The following is a 17,240-nucleotide window of genomic DNA, read 5'->3' on the forward strand; positions in this document are numbered from 1 at the left end:
CGCCCCCGGTCAATGGTGCCGGGGACCGGCGTCCGCGCCGTGTGCAGGGTTGCGGATGAGCACCGCTGCAGCAACACGGCGGCCTGGATGCACCATGCGGAAATGAGCAGGCGTTATGTCTTTCTCGAATTCCCGGCGCCCCCTGCCACAGCCCCGGCAGCCCCAGTGCGAGTCCTGCGGAACCGAGCACCAGCTGACCATCCATGCCATTACGGCCATCGGCGCGGCGGGCGGGGACCTGGTCACGGTCTCCTACACCTGCGACGACTGCAACCTGTTCCAGGAACACACCGCCTACGCCACTGACGTCGCGGCTGCGCTGAACCAAGTCCGGTGGATGGCCAAGGTTGTCCTCTTCGGGGACGACTACATCCACTGCGGCTTTCCCATGGAGGAGGCCGAACTCGAGGTGGAACGGCTGTGCTACCGCAGCAGCAGGACTGGCAGCGGGCTCAATGCCGTTTCCCTGCCCACCCGGGTCCTGCGGTGCCACTGCGGGTTCCAGTTGGAGGTCCCGGAGTGACCGTAACTCCGCCGCATGGGCCGGCGGGCCACCCTGCTCAGTGACGGGCAACCTCGGTGCACAGGGACAGTCCGTGCACACCGAAGCCGGCCATCGGTGTGCACTGCGGCACGGGCAGCTCTGAAGTTGCCTAGAGCTGGAGGGCGGCGGGAGTGCCAGGGGCGGCCACCAGGACGGCTGTGAGTTCGTCCGGCGTCAGGTTCGCTGCCGTGCGGAGCTCATTGTGCCCCGATTCCGGCGGCGGAGGCGTTGCGGACAGCCTGCCGCAGGGCTTCCTGGGCGTTGTCCAGTTCCCACTGCATGCTTTCGGCGTGCGAGCTGGTGCGCCAGACCTCTGAGAGGACATCGCCTTCTTCCAGGCCCGCAGCCGCCGCGAGTCCGAGGGCCGGGCCAAGTTCCGGAGCCAGGGGGCCTCCGCCGAGCGGATCTGCCGCGAGGGGTCCCGCACCGGCTTACCCGAAGCGTCCGGAGACGTAGTCCTCGGTGGCCTTCTGCACCGGGTTGCTGAAGATGGTGTGGGTGTCGCCGTACTCAATCAGCTTGCCGGGCTTGCCGGTGCCCGCGATGTTGAAGAAGGCGGTCTTGTCCGAGACGCGCGCCGCCTGCTGCATGTTGTGGGTCACGATCACCACGGTGTACTGGTCCTTGAGCTCGTTGATGAGGTCCTCGATGGCCAGGGTGGAGATGGGGTCCAGGGCGGAGCAGGGCTCGTCCATAAGGATCACCTGCGGCTCCACGGCGATGGCGCGGGCAATGCACAGCCGCTGCTGCTGGCCGCCGGAGAGGCCGGAGCCGGGCTTCTCCAGCCGGTCCTTGACCTCGTTCCACAGGTTGGCGCCCTTGAGCGAGCGCTCCACCAGGACGTCGGCCTCGCCCTTGGAAATCTTCTTGTTGTTCAGCTTCACGCCCGCCAGAACGTTGTCCCGGATGGACATGGTGGGGAACGGGTTGGGCCGCTGGAAGACCATGCCGATCTGCGAGCGCACGGTCACGGGGTCCACGCCGGGGCCGTACAGGTTGTCGCCGTCGAGCAGGACCTCACCCTCGACGCGGGCGCCGGGAATCACTTCGTGCATGCGGTTCAGGGTGCGGAGGAAGGTCGACTTTCCGCAGCCGGAGGGGCCGATGAACGCGGTGACGGACTTGGCCTCGATGTTGATGCTGACGTCCTCCACGGCGAGGAAGTCGCCGTAGTACACGTTCAGGTCCTTGACGTCGATGCGCTTAGACATGGTGTTCCTTCACTTGCTGGGTTTGGGTTGAAGTCTAGGATCCGCCGTGGAGGGGCGGAAGGCGGGGCCGGACAGGCTGCCGGCCCCCCGGTTACCGGCCTGCTTTGGGGGCGAAGATCCTGGCGATCAGGCGTGCCGCCAGGTTCAGGACCATCACCAGGATGATCAGCACCAGCGCCGCACCCCACGCCCGCTGCGAGGACGGGTCCGGGTTGGAGGGCGAGGTGGGGTTGAGGATCTGGGTGTAGATGAACGTGGGCAGCGAGGCCATCCAGCCGCCGAACACGTTGGAGTTGATGCTGGTGGCAAAGCCGGCGGTGACCAGGATGGGTGCCGTCTCACCGATGACCCGGGCGATCGCCAAGGTGACGCCGGACGCGATGCCGGAGATCGCCGTCGGAATAACCACCTTGAGGATGGTCCGCCACTTGCGCACGCCCAGGGCGTACGCCGCCTCGCGGAGTTCGTTGGGGACGATCTTGAGCATTTCCTCGCTGGAGCGGACCACCACCGGGATCATCAGCACCGAAAGCGCGACGGCGGCCACCGCGCCGGTCTTGGTGCCCGGGCCCACCACCACGAAGAAGAACGCGGCGGCGAACAGGCCGGCCACGATGGAGGGGATTCCGGTCATGACGTCCACGAAGAACGTGATGGCCTTGGCGAGGCGGCCGTCGTTGCCGTATTCCACCAGGTAAATGGCGGTGAGCAGGCCCACGGGAACGGAGATGATGGTGGCCAGCAGGGTGATCTGCACGGTGCCCAGGAGGGCGTGGTAGATGCCGCCCACCACGGGGGCGCCTGTTTCCACGGCCTTGTTGTCGAAGGCGCCCGTGACGCCGTTCATGGAGGTGGTGAGGAACCCGGGGTCGATGAGCCCGGGGATGCCGTTGACCAGGACGGTCCAAATCACGGAAACCAGGGGCAGCAGCGCCACCAGGAAGGAGCCAACCACGAGGCAGGTAGCCAGCTTGTCCTTGGCCTTGCGTGCGCCTTCCACGGCAGCGCTCCACGAGACCAGGCCAATGGCGAACAGGACCGCGGAGACCAGGGCCCAGCCGAACGGGTTGAAGCCGATCAGGGCCAGGATGGCGGCGCCGACGATCAGGGCCCCACCCAGCACGGCATAGGGAGCGTACTTGGGCAGTTGGCCCTTGGTGAGCGCCGACCGCTTGCTGCGGACGGGGGTAAGCGTGGCGGTCATTTAGTTGGCTCCCGAGAATTCTTTGTGCCGGGTGATGACCCAGCGCGCGATCATGTTCACGGCCAGGGTGATGATGAACAGCACCAGGCCCGCAGCGATCAGGGTGCTGACCTTGATGCCGCTCGCTTCGGGGAAGTTCAGGGCGATCTCGGCAGCGATGGTCTGGTTTCCGGACTGGATCAGGCTGGCAGTCAGGGCGCCGGAGGAGAGCACCAGGGCAACGGCCATGGTCTCGCCCAGTGCGCGGCCCAGGCCCAGCATGACCGCGCTGATAATCCCCGGGCGGGCGAACGGCAGTACGGCCATCTTGATCATTTCCCAGCGGGTGGCGCCGAGGGCCAGCGCAGCCTCCTCATGCAGCTTGGGGGTCTGCAGGAAGATCTCGCGGGACAGCGAGGTGATGATCGGCAGGACCATGACCGACAGGACGATGCCCGCGGTGAGGATGGTCTTGCCGGTGGTGGAGGCAGGGCCCTGGAAGATGGGGAGCCAGCCCATGTTGGCCGCCAGCCAGCCGTAGGCCGGCGAGATCTCCTTGGCCAGGAAGGCCGCGCCCCAGGCACCGTAGACCACGGAGGGGATGGCGGCCAGCAGGTCCACCACGTAGCCGAGTCCGGAGGCCAGGCGGCGGGGCGCGAAGTGGGAAATGAACAGCGCCACCCCGATGGCGATGGGGGTGGCGATCACCAGCGCGATGGCGGCGGCGATGAGGGTGCCGATCACGATGGGCCAGATGTAGGCGAAGAAGCCCTGGCCGCCCTGGATCTTGTCCGCGGGGGCGGTCAACGCGGGGATTGCCTGGACTACCAGGAAGAGCGCGACGCCAAAAAGGACGGCGAGGATCAGGCACCCGGCTGCCAGCGTGGCGCCGGAAAAGACCTTGTCTCCGGCGCGCCCGGCGCCTTGGGTACTGGTCAGGGAGGTGGCGGTCATTCGACGGCCCTTCGATTCGTTGCTGGATTGAGGAAGCAGGATGCAAAGCCAAGTTCCCCGCACTGCCTTCCGGCAGGCGGGGAACCCCGTTTTGCAGCGTTGGCTAGGACTTGACCTTGATCGAGTCGATGGCCTTGGCGGCCTTGGCTGCGAGGTCCGAGGACAGCGGGGCCGACTTTGCCGACTCGGCTGCGGCCTTCTGGCCCTCTGCGGAAACTACGTAGTGCTCGAAGGCCTTGACCAGGTCAACGGTCTCCTGCTTGTCGTAGGTGGTGCAAAGGACGTGGAAGGACACCAGGACGATCGGGTAGGCGCCGGCGATGGTGGTCTTGCGGTCCAGCTTGATGGAGAGATCGTTGGCGGCGCGGCCTTCAACCGGCTTGCCTGCGTCAACGGCCTTGGCGGCAGCGTCGGCGGAAATCTTGGTGAAGGAGTCGCCCACCTTGATCTGGGCCACACCGAGCTTGCCGCTCACGGCGGAGTCGTCAGCGTAGGTCACGGCCCCAGGGGTGTCCGTGACGGTCTTGACCACGCCGGAAGTGCCCTTGGCGTTCTCACCCTGGAGGCTGGCGGGCCACACGCCGGCGGCCTTGTCGGTCCAGACCTCCGGTGCCGCGGCGGCCAGGTAATCGGTGAAGTTCTGCGTGGTTCCGGAGTCATCGGAACGGTTCACCGGGGTGACCTTCAGGTCGGGCAGCGAGACACCTTCGTTAAGAGCCGCGATGGCGGGATCATTCCACTTGGCGATCTGGCCGCGGAAGATCTTGGCCACGGTGGCGGCATCCAGCTTCAGGTCCGTGACGCCGGGAACGTTGAAGGCCACGGCGATCGGGGAGATGTAGACCGGGACGTTGATGGCGCCGTCGGGGCCGCAGACGGACTTGGAGGATGCGTATTCGTCATCCTTCAGGTAGGCGTCCGAGCCGGCGAACTGGGCGGAGCCGTCCAGGAGTGCCTTGCGGCCTGCGCCGGAGCCGTCCGGGGAGTACTGCACGCTCGCGCCTGAGTTGGCCGAAGCGAAGTTGGTCTTCCAGGCGTCCATTGCGGCGCCCTGCGCCGAGGAGCCGATGCCGGTCAGGGTGCCGGTGACCTTGGTTCCTCCGGCGGACTGGTTGCCGGCAGGAGCGGTGCCAGTGGCGTTGTCTGAACCGCAGGCGCTGAGCGCGAGTGCGCCGGCTGCGATAACAGCGATAGCCGCGTGGCGGCCGAAGCGGAGTGCCTTCACTAGATGTACCCCTTCCAGGGTTATTCAGGTGCGGGACAGGGACGGAGACCCTGCTGCGCGATGCGTACGTTGTGTACCTTCAAAAAAGTTATGGGCCGCAGGTAACGGGATGGGCTGTCCAAAGTGAACGGAGGATTAACGACGGCGGGATATTGGCTGACAACTGCCGGGTCACCATTGCGCGGATCACATGCGGGCTCCTAGTGCGCCGCAGGCAATCGGGCGGCGCACTAAATAGACTGGAGGGCATGGCTCCCGCAGCAGGACTCTCAGCAGGCAGGCGCTTCCTGCGCGGGCGCATCCGGACCGGCCTGATCCGGAGCCGGAATTCACTGGTTCCCGCCGTCCAAATGACCCTGTGCGCGGTCGGCGCCTATGCCTTCGCCGAGTACGTGCTGGGCCATACCGGGCCGCTGTTCGCCGCCACGTCTTCCCTGATCGCATTGGGTTTCTCACGGGAACCGCGCTTGCGGCGGGTGGTGGAGGTGGGGGTCGGCTGCACCCTCGGCATCGCCGTTGGCGATATGCTCCTGCACTGGCTGGGCAGCGGAATCTGGCAGGCCGGCGTCGTCCTTCTTTTCTCGATCCTGCTGGCCCGCTTCCTGGACAGCGGCGTCATCTTCACCACCCAGCTTGCGCTGCAGTCGGTGCTGGTGGTGCTGCTGCCGGCGCCGGCCGGCGGCCCGTTCACCCGCAGCATCGACGCCGTGGTGGGCGGCGTCTGCGCCCTGCTCGTGACTATTTTGATCCCCAAGGATCCCCGGCGGGAGCCGCGCAGGGACGTCCAGAAGCTGCTGCATGAACTGGCCGAGGTGCTGCGGGAATGTGCCGGCGCGATGATTAACAGCGATTCGAGCCAGGCGTGGCACGCCCTTATCCGGGGCCGGAACTGCCAGCCGCTTGTGGACGCCATGCGCCAATCGCTGCGGGCGTCCGGCGAGGTGGCAACCCTCGCGCCCGCTTACCGACGGCACCGGGACGAGCTGGAGCAGCTGAAACAGTCGCTCGACTTCATCGACCTGGCGCTGCGGAACAGCCGGGTTTTTGCGCGCCGGCTCACCAGTGCCATCAACAACGCGGCACTCTCCGACGAGGCGACGGACAGCATTGCGGAGGTGCTGCAGGAGACCGCTGCGGCGATTGACGAGCTGTCGCTGGGGTTGGCGGAGACGCACGACGGCGTCCGCCGCGCCCACCTGCGCACGGCCCGCAGGGACCTGAGCGAGGTGGCCCTCCGCCTGCATCCGAAGCTGCTTGAGGTGCAGCGGCTGGAAGGCGAAACCGTGGTGATGCTCTACCGGCCGCTGATGGTGGACCTGCTGGAAGCCACCGGGATGGACGCACGCGAAGCCAGGGACGTCCTGCCCGCGCTGTAGTGTCAGTGGCCGCCACTAGGGTTGAAGCCATGGCAACAAAGACTTCCCGCGCCTCCAAGGCGCCCGCATACAAGTGCGCCGAATGCGGCTGGACCACGGTGAAATGGGTGGGACGCTGCGGCGAGTGCCAGGCTTGGGGCACCGTTGAAGAAACCGGCACCGCGGTGGCACGGACCACCGCGGCCACAACAGTCGTGGAGCCGGCGCGGCGGATTGCGGACGTCGACGCCACCACGGCAGCGTTCCTGCCAACGGGGGTGGACGAGCTGGACCGGGTTCTGGGCGGCGGACTGGTTCCCGGCGCCGTCATCCTGCTGGCCGGCGAGCCGGGGGTGGGCAAGTCCACCCTGCTGCTGGACGTTGCCGCCAAGTTCGCACGGACTGCCCAGGACGTCCTCTACGTCACCGGGGAAGAATCGGCTGCGCAGGTGAAGCTGCGCGCGGAGCGGATCGACGCCGTCGCCGAATCGCTGTATCTGTCAGCAGAAACGGACCTCGGCCAGGCGCTGGGGCAGGTGGAGAAGATCGAGCCACGGCTGCTGATCGTGGACTCCGTGCAGACCCTCAGCAGCGCAGACGTGGACGGCAGCGCCGGAGGCGTGTCCCAGGTGCGCGAAGTGGCTGCGTCCATTATCGCGGCAGCCAAGCGGCGCAATATGACAACCCTGCTGGTGGGGCACGTGACCAAGGACGGTTCCATTGCCGGGCCGCGGCTGCTGGAGCACCTGGTGGACGTCGTGTGCCAGTTTGAGGGCGAGCGGCATTCACGGCTGCGGCTGCTTCGGGCAGTAAAGAACCGGTACGGGCCCACCGATGACGTGGGCTGCTTCGACCTCAATGAGAACGGCATCGAGGGCCTGGCCGATCCCAGCGGACTTTTTGTCAGCCGGACCAAGGATCCGGTCTCCGGTACCTGCATCACTGTCACCATGGAGGGACGCCGCCCCCTCCTGGCAGAGGTGCAGTCGCTGCTTGCCGAGAGCCCCAACTCGCAGCCCCGCCGGGCCACCAGCGGTCTGGACAGTTCACGGGTGTCCATGCTCCTGGCCGTGCTGCAGCAGCGCGCCGGAACGTTGCTGCACAAGGACGACTCGTACGTCGCCACCGTTGGCGGCGTGAAGCTCAGCGAGCCCGCAACAGACCTCGCTGTTGCCCTTGCAGTGGCTTCGGCCAAGGCCCGCAAGCCCCTGCCCATCCGGCTTATCGCCTTCGGCGAGGTGGGCCTGGCCGGTGAGGTCCGGCCTGTACCGGGCATCAACCAGCGCATCCAGGAGGCTCACCGGCTGGGGTTCACCCACGCCGTGGTTCCTGCCAGCCACACCGGGCCTGGCCCTGTACCCCCGGGATTCTCGGTGCGTGAAGTGGAACACCTGACGGAGGCACTCAGCCTTTTGATTGGCTGACGGCCAGCACTATCGTGGGGCCGCCGTCGCCCGGGCCTGGCCGGAGCCGAGACCCCTGGCGGGTACTGTGGTTTGCGGAACCTTCTCGCAGACGGAGGTTGGTATTTTTTCGCTGGGGGAAGCTTGGTAATCCGGGAACGGCAGGGAATCGCCGAGGACACAGCCCGTGCACGCAAGGCGCCGGTGCATCCGGTCGTGTCCGACCGGCTCGACGGGCTGTTCGGAGGGCTCAGCGCGCGCAAGCGTGTTGCTGCAAGCCAGCTGCCGGTCACGCTGACCATCTTGCTCGTCGTCATTGCCGCGGCCATCTTCAGCCCGGAAACACTGGCCAGCAACCTGTTCCAGGCCGCGCTGCTGTTTCACCTCGCCATCGCCGCCGCTTCCGCAGCCATACCGTGGGCCCGCCTCCCGGCGGCGGCGTTCGCAGTGATCCCGATGCTGGACTGCGTCGCCATCGGGTTCACCCGCGAGGCCGGAGGCCCATCCTTCAATGTCCTGAGCATGATGCTGGTGTTCCCTGTCATCTGGCTTTCGGCGCAGGTGCGTCCGTACATGCCCGTCCTGGCCATTGCAGGAACCATCCTCAGCGCCGTGGTTCCTTCCGCCGTTCAGGGATCGCCCCCTGCAGGAGGGTCGATGATCCGTACGCTCATCCTCCCCCTGGTCATGTCCGTTATTGCGGTGACGTCACACGTGGTTGCCACCACCATCCGCCTGCACCGCACCAGGCTGGTAGAAAATGAACACGACCTTGCCCGCACCCTGGGCGAGAGCCTGCGCCGGCAGAGCCTCCTCGACGCTGTACTCAAGGCCGTGGGGGTGGGTGTTTGGGTGGTGGACGCCAAAGGGAACACCGTGCTGGCAAACAGGGCCATGCAGGCGGACCCCATCCTCTGGCCCGTCATCCAGCCAGCGAATGTGAGCGATCCTGCCGGCGGCCCGGGGCTGCTAACGGCGGCGGACCGCTCCACCCCTGTGGCACAAGGCCAGCTTCCTGCAGCCCGCGCCGCCGCAGGAGAAGCGTTCACGGATGAGCTGTACTGGGCAGGTCCTGCTGACCGCCAGCGTGCCTACTCCGTAAGTTCGCACTCGTTCCCTCCCGCCGGCGGGCAGGAGGGCGGTGCCGTCATCACATTTGTGGACGTAACCAGCCTGATCGGTGCCCTTGCCGCCAAAGACAACTTTGTAGCCACCGTCTCGCACGAACTGCGGACCCCGCTCACATCCATCCTCGGCTACCTGGAGCTGGTCCTGGACGAACCCGGGCACGAGGAGATCAAGGAAGAGCTCCTGGTGGTGCGCCGGAATGCAGAGCACCTCCTGAACCTGGTCAACGACCTCATCGCCGTGGCCTCCGAGCGGGTGGAGCTCTCGCGGGAGGAGACGGACCTGGCCCGGCTGCTCGCCGTCGAGGTTGACGCGGCCTTACCCAAGGCGGCCGGCAACGGGCTGCAACTGGTCCTCGAGGCGGAGCAGCCGCTGCCGGCCAAAATGGACCCGAAGCGGATCAGGCAGGTGATCCAGAACCTGCTCTCGAACGCCATCAAGTACTCCCCCCAAGGTGGCCTGATCACCGCCAAGGCCTACAGGACCGAAGAGGGCCTGGTTTGCTCCATCACCGACACCGGGCTGGGGATGACGGAGGAAGAACAGGAACAGGCCTTCACCAAATTCTTCCGCTCAGCGCGGTCGCGCGAAACGGCCATCCCCGGTGCAGGCCTGGGACTGCCCGTCAGCAAGACCATCATCGAGGGCCACGGAGGAACAATCAGCCTGGACAGTGAGCCCGGAGCAGGCACCACCGCAACCTTCATCCTGCCGGAATCCTAAGCAGGAGGGGCATTCCGGAACGATGCCTGTCCGGGTGGACGCAAGGGGGTTTGCGGCTGGTTCACTCAGGAAGCGGCGCCGACCAGCCACCTGGCAACATCGCTGCGAAGCACCAGCAGGGGGCCGCCGGTGACGCTCACGTTGCCGTTCGCCACGTAGTACCCGCGGCCGGAGCCGGCTCCCCCGGCGGCGCGGTCCAGGGCATCCACAAGGTGCCGCGGCAGGTGGCCCTGCGGGCCAAGGTTGCGCAACTCATCCACTTCTTCCGGCGTCAGCCGTCCCAAAACCTCAGCAATGTTGGCCATGAGTGCTCCTTCCGAGCGGAATGCCTGGCAGAGTGCCTGAGGGAATAACCTAGAGCAGCGCCGTGAACTCCACGTTAACGGCGGACGGCAACTGCACTTCCTGACGATCCGGAGATTCAATGCCCATTCGAAGCGCAGGCATCCTGCTGTACCGGCAGGACCCGGCCACCTCCGCGGACGCCCGTGATGGGCTGCAGGTCTGGATCGCACACATGGGCGGCCCCTTCTGGGCGCGCAAGGACGCCCATGCGTGGTCCATTCCAAAGGGAGAGTATGCCGACGGGGAAGACCCCTTGGCCGCCGCCCTCCGAGAGTTCGCTGAGGAGATGGGGACTGCTGCCCCGGAGGCTGACTACCGGCTGCTTGGCGAGTTCCGGCAATCCTCCGGAAAGCTCATCACGGTCTACGCTGCGCAGGCGGATTTTGCCCCTTCGGTCATCAGCAGCAACACGTTTCCGCTTGAATGGCCCAAGGGGTCCGGCAGGATCCAGCACTATCCCGAAATTGACGATGCCCGCTGGTTCCCGGAGGACGAAGCGCGGCTCAAGCTCGTCAAGGGCCAGTTGCCCATCCTCGACGCGCTGGTTGAGGACATGGCCGCCACCTAGACCACCCGCTTAAACGCTCCGCTGCATCGGGATCGCCGGAACGGTGCGGAAACGCCGATGAGTTCCGGCGTTTCCGCACCGTTCCGGCGTTCCCGGCGTTTGGCTAGGCGCCGGTGATCACCAGGGCGACGCTGTGGCCGCCGAATCCGAAGGCATTCACGAGCCCGGCCGGAGCATAACCGGGCGGAAGCTGGTGGGCGCTTTCGGTGATGACGTTGAGGTCCACTTCCGGGTCCAGCGCCTCCACGTTCAGCGTCCCCGGCAGCTGGCCGGTGCGCAGGGCTTCGAGGACAACGACGGCGGCCAGCGCTCCGGCGCCGCCCAGCAGGTGGCCGGTGTGGCCTTTCGTGGAGGTGACGGGAACGTCCGCGCCGAAGACGGCATTGATCGCCTGGCCCTCCAGCCGGTCGCCTACAGGGGTGGAAGTGGCGTGGGCGTGGACGAAGCCGATGTCCGCCGGTTCCATCCCGGCCGAGTCCAGCGCTTTCTGCATGACGCGGCGCTGCATCGCAGGATCTGCGGCCACGATGTCGTTGGCATCGGAGGTCACCGCTCCCCCGGCCACGGCACCAAGGATTGCGGCACCACGGGCACGGGCGTGCCCTTCGCTCTCCAGCACCACCACGCCGGCGCCCTCAGCGAGCACAAAGCCGTCCCGGCCGCCGTCGAACGGACGCGCGGCCCGCTGCGGGTCGTCGGAACGGGTGGAGAGGGCACGGATCTGGGAGAAACCGCTGATCACCAAGTCATTGACGGAGGCATCGACACCACCGGCAATCACGACGTCGGCGGCACCGGAGCGGATCATCTCGGCTGCCTGGACAATCGCCTCAGCCCCGGAGGCACAGGCGCTGACAGGCGTCCGGGCGCCGCCGCGGGCACCCAGGTCGATGGACACCCAGGCAGCGGGACCGTTCACCATGAGCCGGGTGAGGGTGTGCGGCGACACCTTGCGCGGTCCGGATTCCGACAGCACGCGGTCCTGCTCAATGGTGGACCCCAGCCCTCCATAGGCTGAGCCGATCACCACCGCGAACCGCTCGGGGTCAACCTCGGGGCTGCCGGCCTGCGTCCATGCTTCGCGTGCAGCGATGAGGGCCAGCTGCCCGCACCGGTCCATGCGCTTCAGCTCACGGGTGCTGAGATGCTCCGAAAGGTCAGCAGTGATTTGCCCGGCGATTTTGACCGGCAGTTGCTCCGCCCAGTCCTGGTCAAGCGCTGTGATCCCGGAGCGGCCGTCCAGCAGGGCCTCCCAGGTTTCCTTGACGTTGGCGCCGAGCGGGTTGATGGTGCCGAGGCCGGTGACAACGGCGCGGGGTGCAGGAGTGTTCACGAATGCCTTACTTCGCCGGGTTGTGCGTGCCGATGGGCACGAGTGTCAGGTCCGAATGGTTCTTTTCGATCCGCCGCAGCGCCCAGACGTCGTTGAACCAAGGCGAGGTACTCGCCGTCGGACCGCAAAAGAACCTCAGCGCCCGGCACGTTGGCCAGCGCGGGCATGGCGTCCGCCGTCGTAATCCTTGCCAGGGAGTAAGGCAGGCGTTCCAGGCGCATGGGGGCGCTGAAGTCGTGCGCCATGCGATCCTCCACCACCTCGAACTGCATGGGCCCGACAGCGGCGAGCACCGGCGCCTGGTCCCCGCGGAGGTCGGAGCGGAGCAGCTGGATGACGCCCTCGTGTTCCAGCTGTTCGATGCCGCGGCGGAACTGCTTGAACTTGCTGGGGTCCTTGGACCGGGCCACCTGGAAGTGCTCCGGGGCGAACAGCGGGATGGCCGGGTATTCCACGGCTTCCTCGAGGAAGAGGCTGTCGCCCACCCGCAGCGAGGACGCGTTGACCAGGCCCACCACGTCCCCCGGATAAGCCTCGTCGATGACCTCGCGTTCCCGGCCGAACACCTGCTGGGCGTACTTGGTGGCAAAGGACTTGCCGGTGCGGGTCTGGGTGACCACCATGCCGCGCTCGAAGACGCCGGAACAGACGCGGATGAAGGCCACGTGGTCGCGGTGGGCCTTGTTCATGCCGGCCTGGACCTTGAAGACGAAGCCGGAGAACGGGGACTCGACAGGACGTGCGTTGCCGTCGATGTCGGGCCGGGGCGCCGCGGGCGGCGCGAAGTCCACCAGCGCGTCCAGCAGTTCCTTGACGCCGAAGTTCAGTGCTGCGGAGCTGAACAGGATGGGGGTGGCCTTGCCGGCGTGGAAGGCTTCGACGTCGAACTCGAGGTTGGATTCGACCACCAGGCCGGCCTCATCCACGGCATCCGTCCAGTTGCTGCCCTGGCTTTCGGCGGCCTCTTGGGGAGTGAAGTATTCGGTGATGGCGATCTGGGCGCCGGCGTTATTGCGCTGGAACCGGGCAAAGCGGTCGTTGCGCAGGTCCCAGACACCGCGGAAGTCACCGGAGATGCCCACGGCCCAGGTCAGCGGCATGGGCTGCAGGCCGGTGCGTTCGGTGATTTCATCCATCAGCGCCAGGGCGTCCAGGCCCGGCCGGTCCCACTTGTTGATGACGGTGATGATGGGAAGGTTCCGCTGCTTGCAGACCTCGAAGAGTTTCATGGTCTGGGTTTCCAGCCCCTTGGCGGCGTCCACCAGCATCACGGCGCAGTCGACGGCGGCCAGCACGCGGTAGGTGTCCTCGGAGAAGTCAGCGTGGCCGGGGGTGTCCAGGAGGTTGATGACGGTATCGCGGTAGGAGAACTGCAGGGCCGCGGAACTGATGGAGATGCCGCGGTCCTTTTCCATCTGCATCCAGTCGGAGACCGTTTCCTTGCGGTTGGCCTTGCCGCTGGAGGCACCGGCGGTACCGATCACTTTTGCGTGCAGGGCCAGCGCTTCGGTGAGCGTGGACTTGCCGGCGTCGGGGTGGGAAATGACAGCAAAGGTCCTGCGTCGGCCCGCCTCTTTGTGAATCTCGGAGATCCGGGCGGGGGTGAGGACATCTTGGGACACGGTGCTACTTTCGCTGCGGTTGTGGCTGCCCAGGGCCTTTCGGGTACTGCACTGCGGCACGAGGGCGGGGTGTGGTTGGCGAACGGCCAAAGTACAAGTTTATCGCAGGCCTGCAAACGGCTCCGGTTCCGCTTAACGCAGGCGAAACCGGGCATTCAAAGCCGTGAAATGCGGGGCCATTAGCGTAGGCGCATGATGCATGGCGCTACTTTCTCCGGCAACCTGTTCTTCGACCCCCTGGCCACCAGCCTTGCCAATGCCTCCGGCCCTGCGGGGGCCCCGGATTCCGGCAGATCCTCCAGCGCGGAGAGAAAGCGCGGGATCCAGACGGCGGCAGAACACAAGGCACTTCGGGCCGCGTCCCTTACAAAAGTCAGCAGGGATCTGGAGCGGATGCTCCGGGAACGGAAACGCTGAGGCCCGACGGCGGCGCGGCGGCACCAGCCAAGTGACACGCAGGTGCCGCCCAAGTTTCCCGCGCACCCGGTAACGGCATGATGGGTTAATGCGCAGCATCGAGTTGGTCTTTGACGACTCCACCGATTCCTTGATCAGGGCTGACTGGGCCCAGCTGCAGGCCGCCGGGCTTCCGAGCCTTGCCGCGCACACCTCCCCCAGCAACAGTCCCCACATCACGCTCGCCGCCGGGCCGGATCTGCAATCCGACGCGGAAGGACCATGGGACGCGCTGCCCGTGGACATCACGTTCTCCGGCGCCATCGTTTTTCCGGCGGGTGCGGGCAAGTATGTGTTGGCCAGGGCAGTCCTGCTGACCGCTCCCCTGCTGGACCTGCACCGGCGTCTCCACCTCGACCTTTCCGGGGCGCTGCCGCTGACGCTGCCGGGGGCCTGGACGCCGCACGTCACCATTTCCCGCCGCATCCCGGGGCAGCAACTCGGACCAGCGCTGGAGCTGATGGACCTGCGGGTAGAAGGACAATGCACGGGTGCGCGGCTCTGGGACAGCAGCACCCAGACTGTCACGCCGCTGGGATGACGTCCTGGGCAACGGAATTCGGGCACAAAGGTGGGGCTATGCGCGGTGGAAAGCTGCACTGATCCTTGCCAAGTCCTTGGCTTTTCCTGCCCCATTTACGCGTCACCGTCGGTGTAGGCCCTCATAGGCTGGTTGGAGCCAGACAAATACGATGCTCCGCAGTGATTGCGGCCCTTCCCCCCAAGGTCTCTACCCATGTCCTCCGCCTACAAGGCAGCCGTTGTTAGACCCGATGGCCCACCATCGCCCGCCAACCACCAAAGGGGAATCGGAAGGCTCCGGCTCCATTCCTTGACTGGGCTAAGGTTCTTCGCCGCACTTGCCGTGGCCTTGATGCACGGCTTTGCTAACTATGAACTGCCCGTGGTTGACCTCGGTTTTGTCGGCGTAAGCTTCTTCTTTGTCCTCTCCGGTTTCGTACTGACCTGGGCCAACGCGGCAGAAAGCGGTGCAGGCGTCTTTCTGAGGAACCGTTTCGCCAAATTATTTCCGCTGAGCGCAGCCTCTTTGGCCATTGCAGCGCTGGTGCCCGTAGCGCAGAATTCCAGTGCCCTCTTTTTCCTGCAAAGCCTGACTTTGACTCAGGCGTGGTTGCCTTGGTCTGCTTCCTCCTTCAACCCCGTAGCTTGGTCACTGTCCGCAGAGGCCTTCTTCTATCTCCTGTTGCCCCCGATTGTGGCGGTGATGAGCCGTTTCCGCACGAAGGAACTTACTGGAACGGTGGTATTCCTCGCAATCCTGCAACCTGTCCTGGGCGTCGCCTGCCAACTTACTTTGGGAGCGCAGGTGAGCCATTTCATCACCTACAACCTTCCGCTGTACCGGTTGCCCGAGTTCGTCGTCGGCGTCGCTCTGGCGCTTCTGCTCAAGGCCGGCTACGTGCCAGCACACACGACTCAATTGTCGGCAGCCGCTTTCGCCACGGCCGGCGTTACGCTAACCCTTGTGGCCGACTTTCGGCATTTCGCCCCTTGGTGGATCAGCCAGACGCTCATGCTGCCCGCGATCATCATCGTCATCTGGACAGCTGCTCGCAGGGAACTCGCGGGGACCAGCAGGTTGCTCACCAAACCCGTTTTCGTGAGGCTGGGCGAACTTTCATTCGCTTTCTACATGGTCCACTACCTTGTGCTGGGTGCTTTCGGCATACTGGTTGGCCGGTGGGCCCAAGGACTTCCCTGGTGGCTCGTCCCGCCTGCCCTGCTATGCGCGGCAGCCTTGGCATGGGTCGCAAACCAATTTGTGGAGAAACCCTGCGAACGGGCGCTACGCGACGTGTTCCGCACTCGGTCAGGATCGCAACACAAGGCAGCGCAAAATGCGCTGCCGGCACCCGGCGTCGAGCGCATTTCGGAGCACTTGCATGCCACCCCCTAATGGGGCACTTTGGGGCTTGCCCGTGCGGAACTTGGGTTTCTTGCCCCTATCATTGAGCTTGCGGGAATCGGAGCATTTTTCGATCCTGCCGGCCAACTGCGGATGCCGGCATTCCTGCGGGCGGCGGTCCGCACCTTTGAAGGGAAACACCAATGGCGCGGAGCCCCGAAGAAACGCTGAGGGCCACTCTGGGCAGGGTTGCACCCGGAACTCCCCTTCGCGACGGCCTGGAACGGATCCTCCGGGGGCGCACCGGTGCGCTGATCGTGCTTGGGTCAGACCGCACCATCGATTCCATCTGCTCCGGCGGGTTCGATATCGGCATCGAGTTCTCGCCCACCCGCCTGCGGGAACTCGCCAAGATGGACGGCGCGATCATCTGCGACAAGGACGCGGGCAACATCCTGCGCGCCGCGGTCCAGCTGGTCCCGGACTCGAGCATTGAAACCCAGGAGTCCGGTACCCGCCACCGCACGGCGGAACGGGTAGCCAAGCAGACGGGTGTTCCGGTCATTTCCGTCAGCCAGTCCATGCAAATCATCGCCCTCTACGTCAACGGGCTGCGGCACGTCCTGGAGGGCTCCGAGAACGTCCTGGCCCGCGCCAACCAGGCCCTTGCCACCCTGGAACGCTACCGTGCCCGGCTGGACCAGGTCACCAGTTCGCTCTCAGCCCTTGAGATCGAGGCCATGGTGACGGTACGCGATGTGGCCGTCACCCTCCAGCGGCAGGAGATGGTGCGCCGAATCTCGGAGGAAATCTCGCAGTACGTCCTGGAACTGGGCGAGGACGGCCGGCTCCTCTCCCTCCAACTCGACGAACTGACGGTGGGACGGGGCCCGGGCAGCGACGTGATCATCCGCGACTACGCCAGCCCCAATGCCTCCGCCGATGACATCGACAAAGCGGTCAATGAACTGGTCAGCCTGGGCCCAACCGAACTGATTGACCTGGGCAAGATCTCGGCAATTGTTGGGTTCGCCGGGGGCGAAGCAAACCTGGATGCGGTGGTCCAGCCCCGCGGCTACCGGCTGCTGTCCGGACTCAAGGCAGTGCCCAAGGCCGTCGCGGACCGGCTGGTGGAACATTTCGGGGGCCTGCAGTTCCTGATGGCCGCAACCATTGACGATCTCATGACCGTTGACGGCATCGGCGACCAGCGCGCCCGGACCGTGCGCGAAGGCTTGAGCCGGATGGCCGAAGCCAGCCTCCTGGACCGCTTCCTCTAGACAACCAGACCCCGGGCGCAGCCGATCCAATTCCCGGTAAGTC

General features: G+C 65.9%; 15 protein-coding genes and 1 pseudogene. 9 read left to right on the plus strand and 7 right to left on the minus strand.

Annotated features, from left to right (window positions below):
- Positions 1-115 precede the first annotated feature (115 nt).
- Positions 116-523 carry a hypothetical protein gene (locus tag QF031_RS18875; protein ID WP_307431767.1) on the plus strand — a complete coding sequence of 136 codons (408 nt, stop codon included), beginning with the start codon at positions 116-118 and terminating at the stop codon, positions 521-523.
- Positions 524-975: 452 nt separating this feature from the next.
- On the opposite strand, the gene pstB is transcribed toward QF031_RS18875, so the two are convergent.
- The 4 genes from pstB to pstS all read right to left on the minus strand — a co-directional run bounded on the left by pstB (position 976) and on the right by pstS (position 5,117).
- Entirely contained in the window at positions 976-1,755 is a 780-nt protein-coding gene (gene pstB / locus QF031_RS18880; RefSeq protein WP_018763202.1) for a phosphate ABC transporter ATP-binding protein PstB, read from the minus strand.
- A 91-nt stretch (positions 1,756-1,846) separates the two neighbouring features.
- A complete protein-coding gene (pstA, locus tag QF031_RS18885; protein WP_307431770.1) occupies positions 1,847-2,959 on the minus strand; it encodes a phosphate ABC transporter permease PstA in 1,113 nt (370 codons plus the stop codon).
- Complete coding sequence (pstC, locus tag QF031_RS18890) at positions 2,960-3,892, minus strand: phosphate ABC transporter permease subunit PstC (protein WP_307431772.1); 933 nt, start codon at positions 3,890-3,892, stop codon at positions 2,960-2,962.
- Positions 3,893-3,995: 103 nt separating this feature from the next.
- A complete protein-coding gene (pstS, locus tag QF031_RS18895) occupies positions 3,996-5,117 on the minus strand; it encodes a phosphate ABC transporter substrate-binding protein PstS (protein ID WP_307431774.1) in 1,122 nt (373 codons plus the stop codon).
- A gap of 248 nt (positions 5,118-5,365) precedes the next feature.
- On the opposite strand from pstS, the gene QF031_RS18900 reads away from it, so the two are divergent.
- The 3 genes from QF031_RS18900 (at position 5,366) to QF031_RS18910 (ending at position 9,726) form a co-directional block, all read left to right on the plus strand.
- Positions 5,366-6,493: an FUSC family protein gene (locus QF031_RS18900; RefSeq protein ID WP_307431775.1), complete on the plus strand. Its 1,128-nt coding sequence runs from the start codon at positions 5,366-5,368 to the stop codon at positions 6,491-6,493.
- A 29-nt stretch (positions 6,494-6,522) separates the two neighbouring features.
- Positions 6,523-7,896, plus strand: a complete 1,374-nt coding sequence (radA, locus tag QF031_RS18905; RefSeq protein ID WP_142131564.1) for a DNA repair protein RadA — start codon at positions 6,523-6,525, stop codon at positions 7,894-7,896.
- Positions 7,897-8,019: 123 nt separating this feature from the next.
- Complete coding sequence (locus tag QF031_RS18910; protein WP_307431778.1) at positions 8,020-9,726, plus strand: sensor histidine kinase; 1,707 nt, start codon at positions 8,020-8,022, stop codon at positions 9,724-9,726.
- 65 nt (positions 9,727-9,791) lie between these two features.
- On the opposite strand, the gene QF031_RS18915 is transcribed toward QF031_RS18910, so the two are convergent.
- The gene (locus QF031_RS18915) at positions 9,792-10,031 is read right to left on the minus strand and encodes a hypothetical protein (RefSeq protein WP_307431780.1); all 240 of its coding nucleotides are present in this window, start codon (positions 10,029-10,031) and stop codon (positions 9,792-9,794) included.
- Positions 10,032-10,150: 119 nt separating this feature from the next.
- Between QF031_RS18915 and QF031_RS18920 the strand changes: the two genes are divergently transcribed.
- Complete coding sequence (locus QF031_RS18920; RefSeq protein ID WP_307431782.1) at positions 10,151-10,639, plus strand: NUDIX domain-containing protein; 489 nt, start codon at positions 10,151-10,153, stop codon at positions 10,637-10,639.
- A 103-nt stretch (positions 10,640-10,742) separates the two neighbouring features.
- Here QF031_RS18920 and QF031_RS18925 read toward each other — a convergent pair whose 3' ends face one another.
- Together QF031_RS18925 and QF031_RS18930 are read right to left on the minus strand one after the other, a co-directional pair.
- The gene (locus tag QF031_RS18925) at positions 10,743-11,972 is read right to left on the minus strand and encodes a beta-ketoacyl-[acyl-carrier-protein] synthase family protein (RefSeq protein ID WP_307431786.1); all 1,230 of its coding nucleotides are present in this window, start codon (positions 11,970-11,972) and stop codon (positions 10,743-10,745) included.
- Positions 11,973-11,979: 7 nt separating this feature from the next.
- A pseudogene (locus tag QF031_RS18930) lies at positions 11,980-13,594 on the minus strand (peptide chain release factor 3).
- A 192-nt stretch (positions 13,595-13,786) separates the two neighbouring features.
- Here QF031_RS18930 and QF031_RS18935 point away from each other — a divergent pair.
- From QF031_RS18935 to disA, 4 genes are all read left to right on the plus strand, one after another.
- Positions 13,787-14,011 carry a hypothetical protein gene (locus QF031_RS18935; RefSeq protein ID WP_307431789.1) on the plus strand — a complete coding sequence of 75 codons (225 nt, stop codon included), beginning with the start codon at positions 13,787-13,789 and terminating at the stop codon, positions 14,009-14,011.
- An 88-nt stretch (positions 14,012-14,099) separates the two neighbouring features.
- Positions 14,100-14,591 carry a 2'-5' RNA ligase family protein gene (locus tag QF031_RS18940; protein WP_307431791.1) on the plus strand — a complete coding sequence of 164 codons (492 nt, stop codon included), beginning with the start codon at positions 14,100-14,102 and terminating at the stop codon, positions 14,589-14,591.
- A gap of 195 nt (positions 14,592-14,786) precedes the next feature.
- Positions 14,787-15,968, plus strand: coding sequence for an acyltransferase family protein (locus QF031_RS18945; protein ID WP_307431793.1), 1,182 nt, complete (start codon positions 14,787-14,789; stop codon positions 15,966-15,968).
- 152 nt (positions 15,969-16,120) lie between these two features.
- A complete protein-coding gene (gene disA, locus QF031_RS18950; protein WP_307431796.1) occupies positions 16,121-17,197 on the plus strand; it encodes a DNA integrity scanning diadenylate cyclase DisA in 1,077 nt (358 codons plus the stop codon).
- The last annotated feature ends 43 nt before the right edge of the window (positions 17,198-17,240 follow it).

It is taken from the genome of Pseudarthrobacter defluvii (assembly GCF_030816725.1).
In the GTDB taxonomy this organism is placed as follows: domain Bacteria; phylum Actinomycetota; class Actinomycetes; order Actinomycetales; family Micrococcaceae; genus Arthrobacter; species Arthrobacter defluvii_A.